The organism is Reichenbachiella agariperforans (assembly GCF_900142205.1).
Lineage (GTDB): Bacteria > Bacteroidota > Bacteroidia > Cytophagales > Cyclobacteriaceae > Reichenbachiella > Reichenbachiella agariperforans.
This window is the reverse complement of the sequence record NZ_FRAA01000002.1, coordinates 60,282-80,155: the sequence shown is the minus strand read 5'-3', so window position 1 is coordinate 80,155 and position 19,874 is coordinate 60,282. Positions and strand designations below refer to the sequence as shown.

Genomic DNA, 19,874 nt, shown 5'->3' with positions numbered 1-19,874 from the left:
GTGGTTGAAAGTAGAATTTTGCTTTAAAACAATAAACAATGAGTCAAGTAGCAACATGCCCAACATGTGGCAGCAAGTCAAAAGTCAAAGAAACAAATGGAAAGGTCGTGTATCAAGTAGTGCAAGATGATGAAGCATTCAGTAAAATAGGCCAACTAAAAAAGGCTATGGAGAAGTTCAAGGCTAAAGCAGAGCAACTAGAAAAGGAGCTAGAAACAATCCAGTTGAATCAAAACATGCAATCATGAAAATAGCAGTAACCTCAGCAAGCGGACAATTGGGAGCATCGATTGTCAAACAATTGATCAAAGAAATCGGAAAAGAAAACGTAATAGGAATCGCACGAACGCCAGAGAAAGCTAGCCACTTGGGAGTTGAAATCCGAAAGGGAGACTACAACGATCGGCAGCAATTTGAACAAGCACTAAAAGGGGTGGATGCCGTACTGCTAGTCTCTGGTATGGACGAACCACAGAAAAGAATCGAGCAGCACAGAAATGTCATAGCAGCAGCTCAAACAAATGGTGTTCGAAAGATCGTGTATACGAGTATCGTGGGAGATGAAACAAAAAGTGCTTTTGCACCGATCGTAAAAACCAATCGCCAAACCGAAGAGGATGTAAGAGAATCGGGACTTCAATGGGCCATTGGCAGGAATGGTATCTACATCGAGCCCGATTTGGAATACCTCGATCAGTATATCAAAGCAGGAGAAATCCGAAACTGTGCAGGCGAGGGCAAGTGTAGTTATACCAGTAGAGGGGAATTGGGATATGCCTATGCGAAAATGCTCTTGAGCGACCGTCACAATGGCCAGACATATAACCTAGTAGGTCAGCCTATCACCCAAGGAGAGTTAGCAGCGTTGATCAATCAAGTGTATAAAACTGATCTTGTATATCATTCCGTTTCTGTAGAGGATTATGAGACAGAAAGGAAAGATGAGTTAGGGGAATTTATGGGTACCATAATAGCAGGTATCTACGAAGGAATCGCCATTGGCTCCAACGATGTGTTTTCTGACTATGAGAAAGCTGCGGGTAGAGTACACAAGGCTCCACTAGAGATGATCCAAGAAATCAAAAACGCTTGATGGAGGTTACAAATTATAGTAGCAGGACCGTTTGGATTCACTGGGTTTCAGCAGGGCTGATTTTTGCTTTGATTTATACAGGAATTAATATGGAGCATGGAGCGCATGATCTACAAAAGTTCAACTTGTATAGAATACATTTTGTTATGGGGGTTACTGTTTTTGTCCTTACGATTATGAGAATTTTGGCTCTTATGCAGGATCCTCGGCCAGCCCCTTTACAACCTAAAAAATCCTTTCATCAAAGATTTATCACTTTTGTGCACTACGGGTTCTATATCGTTATTTTATGGATGTGCATTTCAGGAATTAGTTCTCTGTTTTTAGAAGGGATAATTCTTGCACTGCGTAGTGGGGATTTTGCAGATTTGCCTGAGATTAGCAAGGATGGATTTCATCCTATCATGATGTCACATCATATAGTAGCCAAGTTCGTATTCCTACTACTAATATTTCATGTTACAGGCTACTTTGTTCATCTGATCAGAAATAGAGAGAACACCTTGAAGCGGATTTGGTTTAAATAATATTAATAAGTGAAGAGTATGGGATTTGTAGAAAGCATATTGAAAAAAGTGGTGCTTCAGGAAGCTGTGATTGAAGAGAAAGTCAAACTGTCTGAAGCTGCCTATCGGATACGCATCAAAGGGGCAGACATAAGTAGAGTGGATTTTATAGCAGGATGCTTTTTTCGATTGGGTATTGGGATCGATCAGGAGGATGTCCCGCTAAAGGATAAAGTAAGGAGCTATAGTGTATGGGATATCAATCAATCAACAGGTCATGTGGATCTAGCGATAGCCACACATAGCGAAGGGATAGGGGCTGACTGGGCAAAACAGTGTAAGCCTGGAGATGCGGTTTACTTTAAGTGGAAGAAAGGTAATTTTCTAGTGGATGATTCGGCAGAGAGTTATCTGATGATTGGTGACTTGTCAGCTCTGTCACACCTGTATATGATCAGACGTCACCTGTCGGGAAACAAAAAAGTAGAGAGTATCATATATAGTCAGGATAAGACGGATTTGTTTCCTGATGTTGATGGTTCGACTCCTTTCGATTTTTATGAATTGCCTCAGAATCCCGCCGATGAACTCATTACAAAGGTAAAAGAGATCGTGTCTAGCATGACAGGTACTAAAACAGTCTATATAGCTGGGGATAGTCGAGTGTGTGTAGCGCTGAATCAATGTTTTAAAAAGGAATTGGGCTGGGATACCAAACGGATAAAAACGAAACCATTCTGGAACCCTGAAAAGAAAGGTTTGGAATAGCTTGTCAAGCTAGAGTTCTTTAAGTGTTATACGGTTCTGTTTCGTACGTCAGATGAGGTACGTGAACCAGTTATTAATTGAAGAATGCCTGTCTAAACTCTAATGGAGAGCAACTAGTTTTGGATTTGAAGAGCTTACTAAAGGTGTGGGTGTTCATACCCTAATGCATAGGCAATCTGGCTTACGGAGTGATTAGTAGTAGATAGTCTTTCTACTTTTAGTGCAGTTGCTACAACTTTATCTCCACGCTTTAACGCTGCCTCAGCCCAAATTCGCCCAAATCCAGGAGAAGAGCCTGTGATGAACCAAACTTTGTTCTCTTTTTCATGATATTGATTTTATGATTAGAATATTACAAAAATCAATAACCATACTTGCCTTCTAGTAGACTATTTGAGGATATGTGTAGTCAAAATGAGGAAGTTGAAAGTCCGTGATGTTACTACCAAAAGGTAGCCAGGCTAGTGAATCACTTTTTGGTTGTGACGACTATTTGCTCATTTAGTTTTTTGTAGAGGATGTCAAAGTCCTTTTTCAATTGATCATACTCTTCGGGTTGGTAGACGTTCTTTTTGAATTCGAAGGTTGCATCTATTTTGACGAAGGTGTCGAACGCTTGTACGTTGTAGCTGAATGTCATCAGCTCATCATCAAACGAGGTGCTTTCTGGAAGGTGTTTGAACTTTGAGTTCTCATCACAGCCTATGGTACTGGTGTAGACCCTCTTTTTAGTGTAGACTAGGTCGACTGGGTATTTTCTTTTGAGCTTCACCAGTGGGTTTTGAGCGTACTCTATTTTGTTGAAGGGGACGAGGTATCTGTCTCCTTCGAAGCTATCGATAGGTCGTATTTTTTTATAGTTGATTAAGAGTGGAGCCTCTAGCACATCGTCGTTGTTGACGGAGATGTCTCCGTTCAGCTCTTCATGCTCGAAGATTAGTGATGCGTTGAAGGCATCTGGGTCGTCTAGGTACTCTTGTCTTGCTCGCCAGGCATCATAGCCAGTTAGTTGTTCGCGGACAGACATGGTCGTTTCATTCCCACTGATTTTGAAGGTAGAGGCTTCTAATTTTTGCGAAGTAGCGAGCGGGCTAAGTCCAATCCATTCATGGCTGTCATCCTTGATGATGAAACCGTAATCGTTGAAGCATCGGGTGGGGAGGAGGTAGTAGGGGAGCAAAGGCTCTGTAGCGTCGAGAAGGAGGACACCGTTATCTACTGCTACCTCTGCGATGACGTAATTGAACTTTTGGGTGATGGGGTATTGCGTATATATTTTGCCATGTCTTCTGGTACTGATGAGGATTGGGTTGGATTCTAGTCCTGCTGCGCGAAGCATGCCGATCAAGAAGAGGTTGAGATCACTGTCATTACCAGTTTTGCTGCTGATGAGCTCGCGAGGACGTTGTGTGGTGTATTTGCCATAGTAGTGATTCCATCGGAACTGATCTTTGATGTACTTCGTGATGATTTCAATCTTTTTAGTTCGGGCTAGCCCGTTTAGGTTAAGTTCTGGAAGGATATTTTTGGCCGCATACCGCTCCGCACTATTAATGTATTTGCCAAAGGTGTCTTCTTTGTTGAAGTCATCTACCATGTCCTGCCATGTGGTCACGTATTCGGTAGATGCGCCTGTGAGCTGAGTTACTTTGGCGAGTTGAAACTCGATTTTTTGGATATAGTCTTCTCGTGATGTGATAAAATCATCGTCAGAAAAAGCTGCAACATCGCTGGATGAATATGTGTATACCATATCCCGATACTTTACTCCGCCAAAGCTGTTTTCTAGCCCTTTCTCTACGTAAGATTCCTTTTTCAATCCCTCGTTTTGTCCCTGAAAAAGCATGATGTATTCGTAGAATGGAGTCATTTTGACAGTGTACTCACTGTATAGTGCAGGTATGGTGGATTGAAACTCCCAGCTTTTAAGGTTCCATTTGAACGGAGAATTGATCTGATAGGTATATTCGATGATAGATCCTTTTTTGACTCCTGGGATAGCAAATTTCTTTTGATGCCATCGTTCGCTGAGTTGTTCATCAAAGATTTCCTCTTTTTCTAATTCACTGGTGGTCAGCTGTGCGTTTTCGTAGTTGTAGCTGACAGCCTTTATTTCGGAGACTTTTTCTGTTTTGTTGTAGCCATCTACATAGTAGGGGATGGAGACATTGGACCAGTCATCTATGGCAGATTCGTCGAGAATCTTGATGCGAGTGGTTCTGGTGAAGTATAAATCCAGTCCTCCATCACTGCTGATCTTAAAACAGGACTCTCCGAGATCAAATAAAATAACGGCCGCTGCGGTAGAGTCCTGTTCATAATATTCGAGATCGAATTCTGCTTGACTCAGTTTGCCATATCTCCTTTCGGGTGTTTGGCCAAATAGCGCTGATTGAAGGAGGATCAATAGGAACAATAGGAGTGAAAATCTAATCATGGTTTGAGCGTAATGGTGGTTTTTCTTTCTGCGTTTTTAATGGATTGCTGAAAGTCGTAAAATGCCTCGTAGGATTCGCCAACAGCGTAGGTAGCTCGTGGCATGGTTAGCTGACGCACACAAAGTACTTTTTGGTCTTCCAGATAAAAATCCAGAGAATATTGACCTGCTTGCGTGTCTATGATAATGTTCTCTGGTTTATGGAGTTGAGAAAATTGATTAGTGTCAATGTTGAAAATGATTGAGTCGGTCACGTTTTTTGGTACTCTGATTCTTAGTTCACTCTGACGTTCGTCGGGATCGTCGAGTTTGATCAGTTGTGATTTAGGCAGGAATAGTACTTTGTTTGATCCATAGTTTTTGGTGAGGCCATAGATGGTTGCTTCTGCTGTCATTTCTATGATTGCTTCGTTTCGATCTTCGGCAGTGACGATATTCCACTGGTTAACTTCTGCTTTAGATATGGGAAAATCTTGTTTTATCCTTTTGTCGATTTGGGAGGAGCTGAGGTTTTTTTTAATCCCGTGGTAATACTCATAGTTTTCTCCACGATAGATTCCTCTAAATTTTGTAAGGTACTTGTCTCCGTTTAGCGTGATGTCAATGCGACGGGTAGTGGCGATTTCATCTATCTCTAGTTTGGGAAGGTTGACGAGTTGGCTTTCTCCTTTTTTGACGAAAAGTCCTTTTCTATTCTGAGTAAAGCTTCCCAAATACCCGAAAGGTGCACTGTTGCTGGTGTTTTCTAACCAGACCGTATCTGATGCTAGAGGAACGCATAGAATGACGTGGTTGGATTGATGACTAGGAAAGCTGTCGATCATGGGGACAGGGTTATCTCCAGCGTAGACGAAGACGGGGTAAGAATCGATATCTATCGCCGCTAGAGTGCTCTGCATGTAGGTAGTGAGTGCTTTGCAGTCTCCATATTTGTTGGTAGAGACGTAGCTGGCAGGGTAGCTTTTTAGTCCTCCATACTCGATCCCTACATAGATGTAGCGGACCTGATCTTGCATGTGGTTGTAGAGCGTTTTTATTTTTTCATGGTCATCTTCTATTCCTTCGACCAACTTTCGAATAGCGATTTGGTCAGCAGTAGTCAGGTCACTACATCCCTGATTAAGCGCTAGGCTCCAGTCTCCATAGGTAGCCCAACTCTCATAAGATCCAGGCTGGTCGTAGACGAACTGATCAGGCGTGATGATGATCTTGGGAGACAGTTCGTAGCGGCTAGGGCCATGTGTTTCACTAGGTAGTGCGGGGCAGTTTTGGGCAGTCCATTCATAGTAGGTTGGTCCATTGCTATGACGGATCAAGGTCGTGTCTGTCCTGAGAATGTTGATATTGAAGTTAGCGGGTTTGGTTAGGCTCAGTTGTGCAGCACGCGTGGGGACTTGGTAGCGGTAGTAGGGTGTCCATCGTGCGATCGACGTGTACTCGTCAAAATCTTGCGTATAGGACACGTGGATTTGGTAGGGGTATTGGTTGTGAATCAGTTGAAATTCTTTGACATAGTCATCTTCGTACCATGCGATTTGTGAAATACTATGTCGCTCAGTGATATCCTTCTTTTTTAGTTTTTTGATGATTTGTCCCTTACTGTCCAGTAGCTCAGCTTCTAGGGCTTCAATTTTATTGCCCTTGCTATAGGCGATTTCTATTTCAGAGATCCAATCCCCCTGCCTGTTGTTGACCTGAATGATAACTTCTTCGCGGTAGCTGATTTTACCTGATTCCGCAATGGTGATCTGACTGTCGTAGCGTATGATTTCAGCGTCTGGTTGACGTGGAGTTCCTAACCAAATGCATAGCGTAAGGAGCGTGTATAACAAAGTGTAACTAGTTGGTATGTAAAATGAGTAGAATCAAAGTTCCACAGATTATCTCGCAATATATAAGTCATTAGGGATTATGTCAATTGAGACGTAACTATAGCTAGGGTTATTTTTTTAGATAGCATGAATTGTGCGTGTATTTGAGGAGTCATATAATCCCTTTTTCGAGGCAGGTGTTGATTAGTTCTGCGGAGGTTTTTACGTTCATTTTATGCATAATATTACGGCGGTGAGTTTTTACGGTATGCTCACTGATGTGGAGTGTATTGGCAATAGCCTTGCTGTTTTGCCCTTTGGCTAGACATTGGATGATTTCCTTTTCTCTCTCGGAGAGTTCAGGCATATCTGATTTGACGGAGCGCTTGCCTCGGAAATAGTCAAATATTTGATTGTTGATTTTGGGATGGAAATAATTTTTTCTTTGACTGGTTAGTGTGATTGCTTCTATGAGTTCGCTCTTGTGTGCATCTTTTAGGATATACCCTTGGGCACCTTTTTCCAATGCTCGTTTGATTTGTTTCATTGACTGATGCATGGTGAGCATCAGTATAGGTAGATCGTATCCCTTGGATAGGATTAGTTCCATGGTTGCTATGCCATCGATGACAGGCATGTCTATGTCCATCAAGATTAAATCGACCTCTGTAGTGTCAAGAATGGAGGGAATCTCGTGACCGTTTATTGTCTGACTAACCACTTCTATACCGTCACCAGGTTTGAACATTGATTTCATGCCTTCGGCAAAGAGAGGGTGATCGTCGACTATCAGTACCTTTATCATAACTCTTCGATGTTTTCGTAGGATAGTGGTAAGTCTATGATGACAGTAGTGCCACTTATTGTATTGCTGTCAAATTTGATGTCACCTTGTTTGTCTGCCACCATTTTGTTAAGGGTTTCGACTCCAATACCACCACTTTTTGGTTTGTTTTTGGTATCAAACCCTCTGCCATTGTCTTGTACCATGATATTCATGATTTGTTCCTCCTCAAAGCAGGTCAGGAGTATACTGAGCTTGGTCGCGTGGGAGTGCTTGAGTACGTTACTGACTAACTCTTGAACGATTCGGTAGATCGTGATCTCTTCGTCTGCAGCGAGTGCATGTCCACACATGGATGCTGAAAATTCGACTTCCAAGTCTCCAGACTGGCGGAGGTGCTCCGAGAGTTCTTTTAGTGCGGAGACTAAGCCGAAGTTTTCGGAGATGCCCATATTGAGCGAATGCGACATATTACGGATATCGTTACAGGCTTGATCTACGAGTGTAGTCAAGGTGTAGTGATTAGGGATGCTTTCTTCCTCTATTCCGTTGATGTTGACTTTGATGGTAGCGAGTAGGCTACCGAAATGGTTGTGCAGTTCTTGAGCGAGGCGTTTACGCTCTTGGTCTTTGCCTTCTACCATGGACTGTAGTGCTTTGGTCTCTTGGGTGTTGAGGAGTTTTTTTATTTTTTCGTCATGCTGTTTGCGTTCATTGGCTGACATGAGGCGCGTGTTGTGCAATCGCTGACGAAAGTAGAGGATTAGAAGTATAGCTAGCGCCAGTAAAAACACTGCTATGATAATGTAGGTTCGGTTCATGAGTTGGCTTTTTTCTAAGATGGCAATTTCTTTTTCTTTCTGGTTTACCTCGAATTCTGTTCGTAGGTCTGCCATTTTCTTTGTGGTTTCAGTGTTTTCTATGCTGTCCTTGTAGGTTATGTATTGGGTTTGGTAGGTATAGGCTTGAGTATAGTCTTGCTGCTCTTCGTAGAGTTGAGACAAGAGTAATGAGGCATCTCGGATTTGCTCCTTGAGGTCAAGTGCTTTGGCCATTTGGAGTGCTGCGTTGGTATGATTAATAGATGAAGTTATATCATTTCTCTCGGCATACAACCTACCGAGTTGATTGTGATAATCTGACATCCCAAATTGATCTCCGAGTGGCTCTAGCATGTCGATGGCTTTTAACAAGTCTCGTTCGGCAGTTTGGTCATCACCTTGTTGCCAATAGACTAAGGCACGGTTGCCTATCACGTAAGCCTTACCGATGGTTAGACCTGTAGTGTCAAACAGTGGCTCAGCCTCGTTATAGAGAGCTAGGGAAGAATCAAGGTAGTTCAGAGTATAGTAGCTGTATCCTGTATTGAGAAGGTTGATGGCTAATTTTTTGATATCACCATCTTTGCGCAAAATTTCGATCGCTTTTTTTTCATACAATAGAGAGTTCTTGAACTGACTGTTTGCAGTGTAGGTATTGGCGATTTCTAAATATGCCTCTGCTTGTAACTGCAGGTAGTGATTTTCTTTGGCTAATTCTGCACTTTTGATAAGTTGTTTTAGTGATTCTTTTAGGTTGCCTTTCATTCTATAGGCTACTCCCTGATACTGATATGCTTTAACAACGTAATTGGTCTGTTTATGGTCATGAGCAGATCGAAGTAGGCGTTTGGAATAGGTCAATACATCTTCTGGGGAGCTGCAAAGCTGGGAAAGATTACTAAGGATGATTAGTTTATTGGTTGAAGAAAGGGTATCGTCTTCTGTTAACAATATTTTTAGGCTATCGGCGGCTTCTAGGTTTTGGGCATAAATATTTGGTTTGATACTGAAAATAGCAATGGCGTAGACCATTGCTATTTTCAGTATGGTTTTACTTTTGAAGTAATCAATCACCTTGGCCAACTTTTAGTTTGGGGTCAATGCAAATCTCAAGAGAAGCTGGGTCTCCGTTGAGCTTATGATAATCAAGGATGATGTTTAAGCAAAATTCTACATTCTCTTTAAGAGGAAATTCATTTGTGATCTCCATTCCCAGACTTAACGGGTTATTGTCAACGATCTTAAAATAGGTGGGCAGAATAGGATGTGCTGCATTTTGGGGAGCTGAAATGGGGTTTGAAGACGCGAAATACAGGGAGTGAGTAGAGTAGAGTTGAAGAGGTAATATTGTGAAATATATGATTGATCCTGCTTTTACTTCTTGATTGCTTCCTATAGTGAAATTAGTAACCGAATTTCCCAATGACATAGAGCCAGGGCTAAAAATCATGGTGTGTTGTAAAGCTAGAGCGTTTAGGCTACTACTAGGGCTTTGTAAAGAAGGAGATCCAAGAAGGACGCTGTTTGTGTCAACTTGAATGAAAATGTTTTTTGAAGATGTTCCCATTTCTTATATAATTTATCTCGTTTAATTGTATTGTACAATAATACAGGTTTTAACCATTGAGATGATACCCCAAAAGCGGTATTTCTTTCTGTTTATGAAGGAGTGCTTTGTATTAGGTATCACCACCATGTGTCATCTCTTAATAGTGATTCTAATGACCAAAGGGAGAAAGGTGTTATTCTCGTATTCATGAGTTTGACGGGCTGATTCAGTTCAAACAGTTATGAGATCAATTTGGATTATGAAATGTCATTTCCTTTAAACTATTAAATATACTTATAGTGAAGCATTCTTATGAGCAGACACTTCTGCTAGCGGATACATTTTTAGGGAAGGAAACTCCTGCTTTTGTCCAGTATTTATTCACGTTTAGATAGGCACATTCCGTTGTTTGCTATAGCTAAGGTCTTTCATGATGAAATGGAGAAATATGGTGATGAGACAATATCAGATATGAATGCCGATTTCTTACAATTTATCCCTGCTGATATTTTCCAACTTGGCTTTAAATCGTCTTGTAAAGGATCCCATATGTGCCATTATACCCCAAAAAAGGTAGAGGAAAAGGACAATAAAATGGTGATACTGCATGCTACGATCTGTGAGATATGTCACAGACTGGCGGACACCGAAAAGCCTTAATAGAGTAGGTGGAAAATAAACCAAAAAACTATCTCAGTGTATAGTCGCAGGGGCAAATAAGTGCCTGATGTATGATCACTTGAGCTAGGAACCCCTCACATAAATATCTGATTAGGTGCTTTGATTTTGTCATATGCAGCGTGTCATGAAAACCAGCTACAGTAGTGTAGTACTGGTCGAATAACATATGAATGGCTAAAATATTTTTGATTCATCTGTGGGGTGTCGAATGAGGGGCGCTGAACAACATTGCCTGTTTAATCCATTTTTAACCAAGACCCAGCGATCACCTTTACTTCCGAATTTTAGCACTCCGACCTGCTATGTTTGGTATTGCATCATGAATTAATTTAAAGAAATACAATGACGTATTAGCAAGATAACTATGCCTTCGATATTTGTGATATAGGATAGGCTGCCGCTGGTGTCGCTCAAAATTTTGAGTAGACATGCAAACACTTGATTGCCCCGAACTAACGATCTACGAAGTACCTAATTCGGAGATCGACTCTGACCGTATGTTTATCCAGGAAGTAGCCCGGATCATAAAAAAGCACGCCAGAGAGACCAGATTTGATGTCAAAGTGCTGGCTGAGATAGTAGGCTATAGCCGTGCACAGCTGAGTCGAAAACTAACAGCTCTCATTGGGGTATCGCCAGGTAGGCAAATTCTAATGGTTCGCTTACATATGGCATCTGTATTGTTGCGTGAGGGAGATGCCCCTGTCAAGCAAGTAGCCTGGAACTGTGGGTTTGTTAGCTACCAGAGCTTTTGGAAAGCCTTCGTTACGCGCTATGGATGCTCCCCCTCAGCTTACCGAATGTGTAGGGATCCTTCCAAACAGGTATGCCCCTCGTGTGTCTTGTGGGTTATGCCCCCATCTCCAGAACTGAGAAATTCTATGCTAGCCATAGCTAGAGGAAAGCCATGGCTATGTACGTTTTTAAAGTTACTACTAGATCACTTGGGAGACGAATCAGTCGTATTAGATGAGCTAGCCGCATCGCTAAATCTGAGCTCTTCCCAATTGATAAGGAATTTAAAATCTTGCTTAGGTATTACCCCCATTCGATTTTTACAACAGCTTCGAATTTTGTATGCGGCAGAGTTACTCGCCGATGAGACTGTATCGATAGCTACAGTTGCCTATAGAGCTAGTTTTTTTGATCAAGCTCATTTTTCTCATGCTTTCAAAGGGACATACCGTTGCTCGCCTTCGGTCTATAAGAAGCAGAAGCGCCAAGAAAATTTTTGCACTTGGCTAAAAAAAGAACTTATGCTACACGATGAGATGTGATTGCGGATTTGATACAAGTAAGGGCTTGAGTTATTGATCAACTTTGATTTGTCTTTAAAACGAAGAGGACTATAAAATCTAAAACCTAGACATATGATCAGAGCAGGCCCTACTTAGATTGAACATTGATTTTAAATCATGAATCAACAAAGCAAATACTCGAGATAAATCAGTACAATAATAAATTATATCACCTAAAACTAAATGAGATGAAGTATTCATTAAATTTTAAAAACAATTCTTCCCAAAAGGGAAATGTATGTATCTATCAGACAGACCCAGATTTGGGCGTACATGATGTCATGTCATTGGCTTGGTTTGCAAAGTCAGCCTATCCTACGACAAATATTTTATTCCAGTGGCAAATTGATTACTGCTACACTTGGTCTAGACAGGGAATTCTAAAACCTGGGATAATATATGAAGCGGCACAAACGTGGGTGGCAGACCTTACCAATAAGAATGCCATAGATTTCATAAAGGACACTTCATTGGATGCCTATTCGTTTGAAAATCAAACAGCAGGTTCTGAAGATGGCAGTTTGTACATCAATGAAAAAAGGAATGTAGGTGCCAACGAATGTTCGGTAGGAATCGGGATGTCTGGTAATGGGACTTTCGTGGTAAACTCACAACCGAATATGCAACTACAGTTTACTCCTCATCCAAAGTATTGGATCACATTCGGAACTTTTACTCAAGGAGAGGTTTTGGATCTTGAGAAGATCACTGCTACAGCTCAGGAGATTGCATTTCCTGTCAACCAGTACAACCTAGAGGTCACACTCAACGAGGATAATACTTGGACTGTAGGGTAATCATCCGATGTTCTTTTGAAATAATTTGGCAGTGCTCATTGTAACTATTGAGTACTGTCATCTACCTACCTCTCCTTTCTCAATCCATGTTTTGATCTACTGGTGCAACTATGTAGCGGTTAGCTTCTTGTCATTTTTTAGACACTGTGATAGATCATTTAATTATGGATGTAGGGGGATCAATCTAAACGATTAATTAAGATGGAAAATTACACTACGTATGTTCAAGAAACGTTACGCGCTATGCAGCAGTTGAACTTGGTCTACAATTATAATTTTTTGTATTTCAGCAACTATGTTTCGCCCGCAGAATATGGGCATCCAGATGGATGGGTGTTTGTAGGTGAAGGCTCGGTGGGTCTTGATACCAGTAATAATTGTTGCAGGCTTGCTACTGAAGCTAGTGGGCAGGCTGTATTGAGTCAGGCACTACACGAGTTTCCTAGATGGCAGGAGTTATTGAGTAGCGAGACCGTTACGGCCAAAGCACATGTACACCTAGAAACAGAAGCTGCTGTCAGTCTTTCTCTATCAGATGGTATCGTTACCAAAGAAAGCAGTACGAATGCTGCGGGAGACTATGAGTTGGAAGTGCAGTTAGCTGTTGGTGCCGCCGCAACTGGGCTAATACTGAAAATAGAATGCAGTACGCCAAATGTAGTTGTTGATATCAGCAAAGTGTACGCGAATATCGGTTCTATTGCTTTGAGTAATCTCGCTTGTATGGTAAATGGGGTGATCGGAGAACGAAAGCAATATATTGCCACAGAGAACCCTCCTGCACAGGAGCTATCGCTTTGTCAATCTGCCGAAGAATTAGGTATAGGCTATTCACGTTTGGACTCAGTGCTCAACCATAGATACGGTAAGGGGGAAAATAGGTCATTGTTGCCAGACATGAGGGGTTACTTTAGCCGTGCATGGAATCATGGCGCTAGTATCGATCCAGACGCTAACCAAAGGCAGAAATGGGGAGCGTCTAATGTCAGCGGAGACCATGTAGGGACATTGGAATTAGAGGAATTTAAGGAGCATAATCACTCCATAGCTTTCTCGGAGATTGCTACCCCTGTGGGACAGGCATCTGTCAACTTGGTAGGGAAGGGTAAAACGTCTACAACCATGACCGGGGGCAATGAAACTAGACCTTCTAATATCTCCGAACTCTATACTATTAAATGGGCATGACGCCTCTCTGATCATGAGAGGTTGATTCATCCCGATACTTAATCTATTAACAAACTTAAAATTTAAAATCATGAAAAGTATATTTTCAACAGTAGTAGTATGTCTACTGCTCACGGGCACCTATGCTCAACCACCTGAGTCATATTATGACAATACTGTAGGTGAGTCAGGCTATCAATTGAAAACGACCCTTTACAATATCATTAAGGGGCACAAGGAGAAGACCTATGGTCAACTATGGGCATGTTTTGATTTGACAGATATGAAAGGGGATACGCTCTGGGATATGTATTCATTCCCTCCTCTAGTTGGTAAGCCCAATCCTTATTACTATGGATACCAGGTCACACAATGTGGGACATATAAAATGGAAGGAGACTGTTACAACAGGGAACATTCGTTTCCAGCAAGCTGGTTTGGCGCAACAAAAAATAAGAAACCTAAACCGATGTACACAGATTTGTTTCATATCTATCCAACTGACGGTTATGTCAATAGCAAACGGAGCAATTACCCGTTTGGTAATGCAGACAAAACTGAGTTATACGCTTCACAAAATGGTAGTAAACTAGGCTATTCATCGACGAATAAAGAGCTAGGGAAGGATATCATCGTATTCGAACCTATAGATGAATACAAGGGAGATTTTGCGAGAACGTACTTTTATATGGCTACTCGCTATCAGGATAAAATAGCAAGTTGGAATACCAATAGTTTATATGCAGGACAAGTTTTGGATGGAACGGACACTACGGTTTATCAGCAGTGGTATTTAGATCTTTTGCTCGGCTGGCATAAAAAAGATCCTGTCAGCCAAAAGGAGGTAGATCGAAACAATGCCGTCTATTTGATACAAAACAATAGAAACCCATTTATAGACTCTGCCAATTTTGTGCAGCGAATTTGGGGTAATTAAGCACAATTTTTTTGATCAGCTATATTGGTAGAGAGAAGCGGTATGTATACAGATACCCTTCTCTCTTTTCGATACTTCTCATAGTCACCCATACCACATTAGTGTGAGTCAGTACCCCAGATGCGGTGTATGTGATTATCCCTATCACGGGGGATAAAATAGCGTGTGCTAATGATCAACTTTGATATGTCTTTAAAACAATGCGCATCAAAAAAGAGGCAAAGGCGAAACCCGAAAAGCCTATTGGCAAACAGAGTAGGGGACTAAAAAATAATATTGCTATGAATAATATAATTAATGTTCAGATCACGATCGATACTGACGCAATCATCAGAGATTTTTCAACACCAAGTCAAGATCCTAATGCTCCTACTGGTATTGGTCACCAATACGAGTTTATGGTGGTCACGGATGGAGCCTCTATCTCTGGTCAAGGAGGAGCGGATTTGAATTTTAGAGCTCAGGTCGGTGACAATGTTCGTTTTCATGGAACATCTGCCTCTGATAATTTTGAGAATGCAATTTTAGTGTACGGGATCAAGAGGTTTGGAGGAGATCAAGTCTTTAGCCCTTTCATGAGTTTTACCTATACCAAGAATGGGGTCAGCCCTTCGGGTTTTGACGTATTGCCCGCACATATAGGGTCAGAACAGTTTTGGTTCTATGAAGGACGTGTGATTACTGCAGGTGTTGAGAATTTTCAGGTTGTTTTTGCTCTCTACACTAGAGGAGCTTCTGGAGAGCCAGAAGTCTACGGTTATTTTCAGTGGGATCCTACAGTGACAGTAGAAGGATAATTTCTAGTGTTTTGATCAATAGAGAAAACCACCAAAAAGAAGTTTTGGTGGTTTTCTCGCTTTTAACAGAAAGTCAATTCAATTTTTAAACATAAAACAATACAATGAGTACGATCGATAATAATACAAAACTATCAGTAACAAACAATACTGACGAAGCAGTGGAAGTATATGTGACTTTTGCAGCTGAAAATAGCGAAAACAAATGCTGTCCGAGTCCAGTTGCCGTAGGGCAGTTTGGGTTTCTTACTAAAGTAAATGATTTGAGAGGGAAGTTTACTTTAGGAGCAAATCAAACACAATTGTTTGATGCAGAGGGCCGGTGTTTTAGTGGAAACATTGGCTTCTATATTCCTCCACAGTGTCCAGTGGCTGGTGCTGATTTTCATCATGGCAAAACAGGGACGAGTATCGCCGAGTTTACGCTCAATCCTAGTTCACCATGTGCCGAAGCATTTGATATCAGTTGTGTCAATGGTGTCAATTGTTTTATTGAGGTGAAAGTAGAAAAAGGGTTAGGTTGGAGCTATGGTCCAGAGAGTACACCTATCACTAGAATATACAACAGGGGGTTGCAGGAGAATGAAGGCAACCCAGGGGTCTACCCTGTTAACTGTACTGATTGTGTTCGATTGGTAGGGGATGCTCCCTGTCCGACATTGCCAATCGGGCCTGCACAGTCAGAGAGAATCTGTAATGTGCAGCGCTCCGAAAGAGGAGGAGTCGTACAAGTCATCTTGAATACTCCTGTACCAGCGTAACTGTTCGCATCATGCAAGTCGTCCTTTTCAAGTCAGAAATGCCCCAGCGAGTATTTCTGATTTGAAAAGGACGACTTTTTTATACTGACTTGAAAAAATACCTCGATTGGGGTATGCAGTTGTTTACCTATTATACCTGATGCATACGATGGCTAGACTTGTCACTTTTGAAAAATAATCTATTACTAGATAGAGCGAAATGTTTTTTGTCAAAAGGGTATAAGAGAGTTTAAAGGAAAATAAATAAAGTGATGAAAATTAAAAATCTTAAACGACTAGGTCTGGTGTCCATAGTTTTGATGGTGGTCTCTCAGGGCTGTATGATCAATGATAAGACAGGTGAAATTGTAACGGGTGTTACTCCTCAAGCTTTGCCAGAAACTGTTTCAGGGTTTAATTTCCCTGAAGACTCCCTGACTATCTATCAGTGGCTGAGCAATAGAGATACAGAAAGTATTACCAAACATGCATGGGGTATTTGGGCAGGCCTAACGGCTAATTCCGATCAGGTGTACAACCTATCAGACACGTTGCTCATATATGAGACATGGCTAGGGGTGTCAGATATCGCTACTCAATGTGCTAATGGAGATACATTGGGTGGATGTGCCAATGCTAAGTTCACTAGAGAGAAATTAGATTTCCCGAACCAGTTGACGCATAATTTTGGTTCGAGCGTGACTTCTGCCATTCAGGATAATCCAGGCTTTTATGTGTCAGTTTCTTATGACCCGAATGCGGCATGTTTTGCTACTAAAAATTTGATACTGAACCAGTCGAGCATTACTAAAAAGCTAGTGAAGGATAGTATTGGTAAAATCCCTCCCTTCCCTAACAATAGCGTGACTATCAAACCGACGTATTTCATTGGACAGGTGAGTGATGATTTTATCCGAATTCCTGCTTGGCACGGTGAACCTGAGAGTTTGGAACAAGTGTATGGTCCGTCTGCATGGAATGCTTATATTTTCGTAGATGTCAATAACCTACAGACACCTGGAAAAGTAGCTGTTCCAGTAGACAGTACCGTGACGTCCCCTCCAGCTAGTGCGATCGTTAATTTGAACGAATTTATTCATTACAGTCTAGATACGGATGCGGCGACTTATATGAACAAGCAACAACTGGGACAAACGGGAGATAAGATTAAATCAGGAGATTTGGCAATACTGATATGTATGCATGTGGGGACGAAAGAGATTAGCAACTGGACGTGGCAGACATTTTTTTGGGCCACAGACCCGAGTATTCCAAATTTTCCGAGTTCTGCTTGGGAGGCCGGTTTACGGCCAGAGGGACTTAATGGAGCTGCTGCTCACTATGCTGTGTCTACTGCCTATGCCATGGTGTGGCCAAATCAGCCTATTACCAACGGGACAAATGAAGGTGTAGAACCGATTATTGGATATAATCCTTATTTGGAGGCTGGTCTTTCAGCTCCTTTTGGTGATGTGAATAAGCTGGATTCTTCTTATCAATACGGGATGCAGACCAACTGTATGAGCTGTCATGCAATGGCAACCGCCAATGCAACCAACGGTAAATCGTTGAAATACACAGCAGATCAATATGTGGATATGAGCGACAGTATCTTTTATGATTGGGTGCAATTAGATTTTGCATGGTCTATTCAAAGCAATATCAATGAAACAAAATAGAGGTTGAGTGATTGTATTTGATCTGTTATAAAGAGACAGGGATAGGTTGACTAAGTGAAGGCCCATTATGGGCTTTTGCTTAGTTTTTTTGTGTTAAAACACTGTTCAGAAATGTAAAGCATTTGTTCTAATAGAATGAATGCTTTTTTCATGTCAGTACCCCAAAAGAGGTATTGGACTGTATACTCCTTTCTCCTGACGGATTGAATCCGAAAAACCGACATTTTTGAGTGATTATTATGCAATGCTGTGGCAGGTCTAGAACTGTCGCTAAGGGACTACTCAAAATAGAACATGAAGAGTTAGGGCTGTTGAATTTTGATCACAACAACATGGTTAATTAGTTTTTTGTAAAGGCTCGTTGTGAGTTTTTGCAAAAAACTAAGTTGTCAACTTATTTATTCAATAAAGTATAAAAAATGAAACAGTTTAAATTTTACATAGCAGTCATGTGCTTGGTCGCATTGGGGAGTGTGACTTTGAAAGCGCAAGAGGCCGTGTCCTCCAGTGGGGGGGATGGTCTATCACCAGACGGGGCAGTTAGCTTTACTATTGGTCAGATGGCATACACTAATTATTCTGGTCAAGACGGAGCGGTGAGTGCTGGAGTTCAGCAGACCTATGAGATCACGGTAGTGACAGGGATAGAACGTGAGGAGATTCAGCTGGATTTGGTAGCGTATCCTAATCCTACTACAGATTTTTTGCATCTGAAAATAGATGGGGGAAATAGCGGGGAGTTGTCTTATCAGCTGTACAATCTGCAAGGGCAAATAGTGTCTAAGAATCAGTTAAACAATGACCGAGCAGTTATCGATATGAAAGACCTACCAAGGTCCGCATACTTCTTGAAAGTGCTAGGAGATAGGCAGGTGTTAAAGACGTTTAAAATCATCAAGAACTAAATGTCAAAAGCTAGAATTAAAGAAAATGAATTTAGTATTAGAAATTAATCAAATGAAAAAAATATACACAATAATAGCATTGGCTATACTGACGGTTACTGGTTTTTTGACAGAAAAAACATCTGCGCAAGCGCCAGAGAAAATGAGCTACCAAGCGGTAGTACGAGATGCTAACAATGCCCTCGTATCAAATCAAGAAATAGGAATGCAAATTAGTATTCTACAGGGCAGTATTGAAGGTAGTACTGTTTATATGGAGACACAGGTGCCTACTAGTAATACTGGAGGCCTGATCACTTTGGAGATTGGTTCGGGATCCGTCATTAGTGGGGATTTTACATCGATCGATTGGTCTACAGGTAGTTTTTTTATCAAGACAGAGATTGATCTAAATGGCGGTACAGATTATACCATTACTGGGACAAGTCAACTCATGAGTGTGCCCTATGCACTGTATGCTAAAACGGCCGGAAATGCATTTAGTGGTGATTTTGATGACCTTACGAATAAACCACAAGGTTTAGGAGAAAAGTTGACCGAAGTAGAGGTAGATGATTTTGTGGCGAATAATGGCTACTTGACCGCAGAAGTGGATGGATCTACAACCAATGAGATTCAGGATTTACAATTAGAAGGGAATAATTTGACGATTACTAGCAATGGTAGTGCCACGACGATAGACTTGAGTCCCTATTTAGATAATACTGATACTCAGCTGACTGAAGCAGAGGTGGATGCCTACACGGGTAACAATGGTTACTTGACCTCTTTCACTGAAGTGGATGGATCTGTAACGAATGAAATTGAATTGCCAGCGCAAGCTGATCAGGCGGGTAAAGTCCTTAGTACAGACGGTACTTCTCCTGTATGGGTGTCTAATGTCAGTACACAGTTGACCGAGGCTGAGGTGGATGCTTATGCGGGTAACAACGGCTACTTGACCGCAGAAGTAGATGGCTCAGTGACGAATGAGATTCAAGATTTACAATTGTCAGGCAATAATCTAACAATTACCAACAATGGTAGTGCGACGACTATTGATTTGAGTCCTTATCTCGATGATACAGATACGCAACTATCAGAAACAGAAGTAGATAATTTTGT

Annotated in this window: 17 protein-coding genes and 2 pseudogenes; 13 read left to right on the top strand and 6 right to left on the bottom strand. The window is 41.4% G+C overall.

What is annotated here, in order from left to right; all coding sequences use genetic code 11:
• Positions 1-38 precede the first annotated feature (38 nt).
• From BUB99_RS06680 to BUB99_RS06665, 4 genes are read left to right on the top strand one after another with little or no spacing between them, the layout of a single operon-like run.
• Entirely contained in the window at positions 39-248 is a 210-nt protein-coding gene (locus tag BUB99_RS06680) for a hypothetical protein (RefSeq protein ID WP_073120801.1), read from the top strand.
• Positions 245-1,093, top strand: coding sequence for an SDR family oxidoreductase (locus tag BUB99_RS06675; protein ID WP_073120799.1), 849 nt, complete (start codon positions 245-247; stop codon positions 1,091-1,093). Before BUB99_RS06680 ends, BUB99_RS06675 begins: the two co-directional genes overlap by 4 nt.
• Entirely contained in the window at positions 1,093-1,620 is a 528-nt protein-coding gene (locus tag BUB99_RS06670; RefSeq protein WP_073120797.1) for a cytochrome b, read from the top strand. The genes BUB99_RS06675 and BUB99_RS06670 overlap by 1 nt, the downstream gene beginning before the upstream one ends.
• 18 nt (positions 1,621-1,638) lie before the next feature.
• Positions 1,639-2,367 carry a siderophore-interacting protein gene (locus BUB99_RS06665; RefSeq protein ID WP_073120796.1) on the top strand — a complete coding sequence of 243 codons (729 nt, stop codon included), beginning with the start codon at positions 1,639-1,641 and terminating at the stop codon, positions 2,365-2,367.
• A 73-nt stretch (positions 2,368-2,440) separates the two neighbouring features.
• Here BUB99_RS06665 and BUB99_RS20745 read toward each other — a convergent pair.
• From BUB99_RS20745 to BUB99_RS06640, 6 genes and pseudogenes are all read right to left on the bottom strand, one after another.
• A pseudogene (locus BUB99_RS20745) lies at positions 2,441-2,579 on the bottom strand (helix-turn-helix domain-containing protein); the annotation flags it as partial.
• A gap of 257 nt (positions 2,580-2,836) precedes the next feature.
• Positions 2,837-4,804 carry a DUF3857 domain-containing protein gene (locus tag BUB99_RS06660; protein WP_073120794.1) on the bottom strand — a complete coding sequence of 656 codons (1,968 nt, stop codon included), beginning with the start codon at positions 4,802-4,804 and terminating at the stop codon, positions 2,837-2,839.
• A complete protein-coding gene (locus tag BUB99_RS06655; RefSeq protein WP_073120792.1) occupies positions 4,801-6,636 on the bottom strand; it encodes a DUF3857 domain-containing protein in 1,836 nt (611 codons plus the stop codon). Before BUB99_RS06655 ends, BUB99_RS06660 begins: the two co-directional genes overlap by 4 nt.
• Before the next feature lie 151 nt (positions 6,637-6,787).
• Complete coding sequence (locus BUB99_RS06650) at positions 6,788-7,420, bottom strand: response regulator (RefSeq protein ID WP_073120790.1); 633 nt, start codon at positions 7,418-7,420, stop codon at positions 6,788-6,790.
• Positions 7,417-9,294: a tetratricopeptide repeat-containing sensor histidine kinase gene (locus tag BUB99_RS06645; protein ID WP_170863747.1), complete on the bottom strand. Its 1,878-nt coding sequence runs from the start codon at positions 9,292-9,294 to the stop codon at positions 7,417-7,419. The genes BUB99_RS06650 and BUB99_RS06645 overlap by 4 nt, the downstream gene beginning before the upstream one ends.
• The gene (locus BUB99_RS06640; protein ID WP_073120787.1) at positions 9,287-9,787 is read right to left on the bottom strand and encodes a hypothetical protein; all 501 of its coding nucleotides are present in this window, start codon (positions 9,785-9,787) and stop codon (positions 9,287-9,289) included. Before BUB99_RS06640 ends, BUB99_RS06645 begins: the two co-directional genes overlap by 8 nt.
• Before the next feature lie 1,091 nt (positions 9,788-10,878).
• On the opposite strand from BUB99_RS06640, the gene BUB99_RS06630 reads away from it, so the two are divergent.
• The 9 genes and pseudogenes from BUB99_RS06630 to BUB99_RS20365 form a co-directional block, all read left to right on the top strand.
• Positions 10,879-11,727: a helix-turn-helix transcriptional regulator gene (locus tag BUB99_RS06630; protein ID WP_073120783.1), complete on the top strand. Its 849-nt coding sequence runs from the start codon at positions 10,879-10,881 to the stop codon at positions 11,725-11,727.
• A 209-nt stretch (positions 11,728-11,936) separates the two neighbouring features.
• A complete protein-coding gene (locus BUB99_RS06625) occupies positions 11,937-12,545 on the top strand; it encodes a protein rhiA (protein ID WP_073120781.1) in 609 nt (202 codons plus the stop codon).
• Positions 12,546-12,746: 201 nt separating this feature from the next.
• Entirely contained in the window at positions 12,747-13,733 is a 987-nt protein-coding gene (locus BUB99_RS06620; protein ID WP_073120779.1) for a hypothetical protein, read from the top strand.
• A gap of 70 nt (positions 13,734-13,803) precedes the next feature.
• On the top strand, positions 13,804-14,649 hold the full coding sequence (locus tag BUB99_RS06615) for an HNH endonuclease signature motif containing protein (RefSeq protein WP_073120778.1): 846 nt from the start codon (positions 13,804-13,806) through the stop codon (positions 14,647-14,649).
• A gap of 281 nt (positions 14,650-14,930) precedes the next feature.
• Positions 14,931-15,446 (top strand): inclusion body family protein, encoded by a 516-nt coding sequence (locus tag BUB99_RS06610; RefSeq protein ID WP_073121764.1) that lies wholly within the window; start codon positions 14,931-14,933, stop codon positions 15,444-15,446.
• A 104-nt stretch (positions 15,447-15,550) separates the two neighbouring features.
• Positions 15,551-16,207, top strand: coding sequence for a hypothetical protein (locus BUB99_RS06605; RefSeq protein WP_073120776.1), 657 nt, complete (start codon positions 15,551-15,553; stop codon positions 16,205-16,207).
• Between the two features lie 251 nt (positions 16,208-16,458).
• Positions 16,459-17,865, top strand: a complete 1,407-nt coding sequence (locus tag BUB99_RS06600; RefSeq protein WP_139280930.1) for a hypothetical protein — start codon at positions 16,459-16,461, stop codon at positions 17,863-17,865.
• 419 nt (positions 17,866-18,284) lie between these two features.
• Positions 18,285-18,770, top strand: coding sequence for a T9SS type A sorting domain-containing protein (locus BUB99_RS06595; protein ID WP_073120773.1), 486 nt, complete (start codon positions 18,285-18,287; stop codon positions 18,768-18,770).
• A 52-nt stretch (positions 18,771-18,822) separates the two neighbouring features.
• Positions 18,823-19,874, top strand: a pseudogene (locus BUB99_RS20365) (hypothetical protein); the annotation flags it as partial.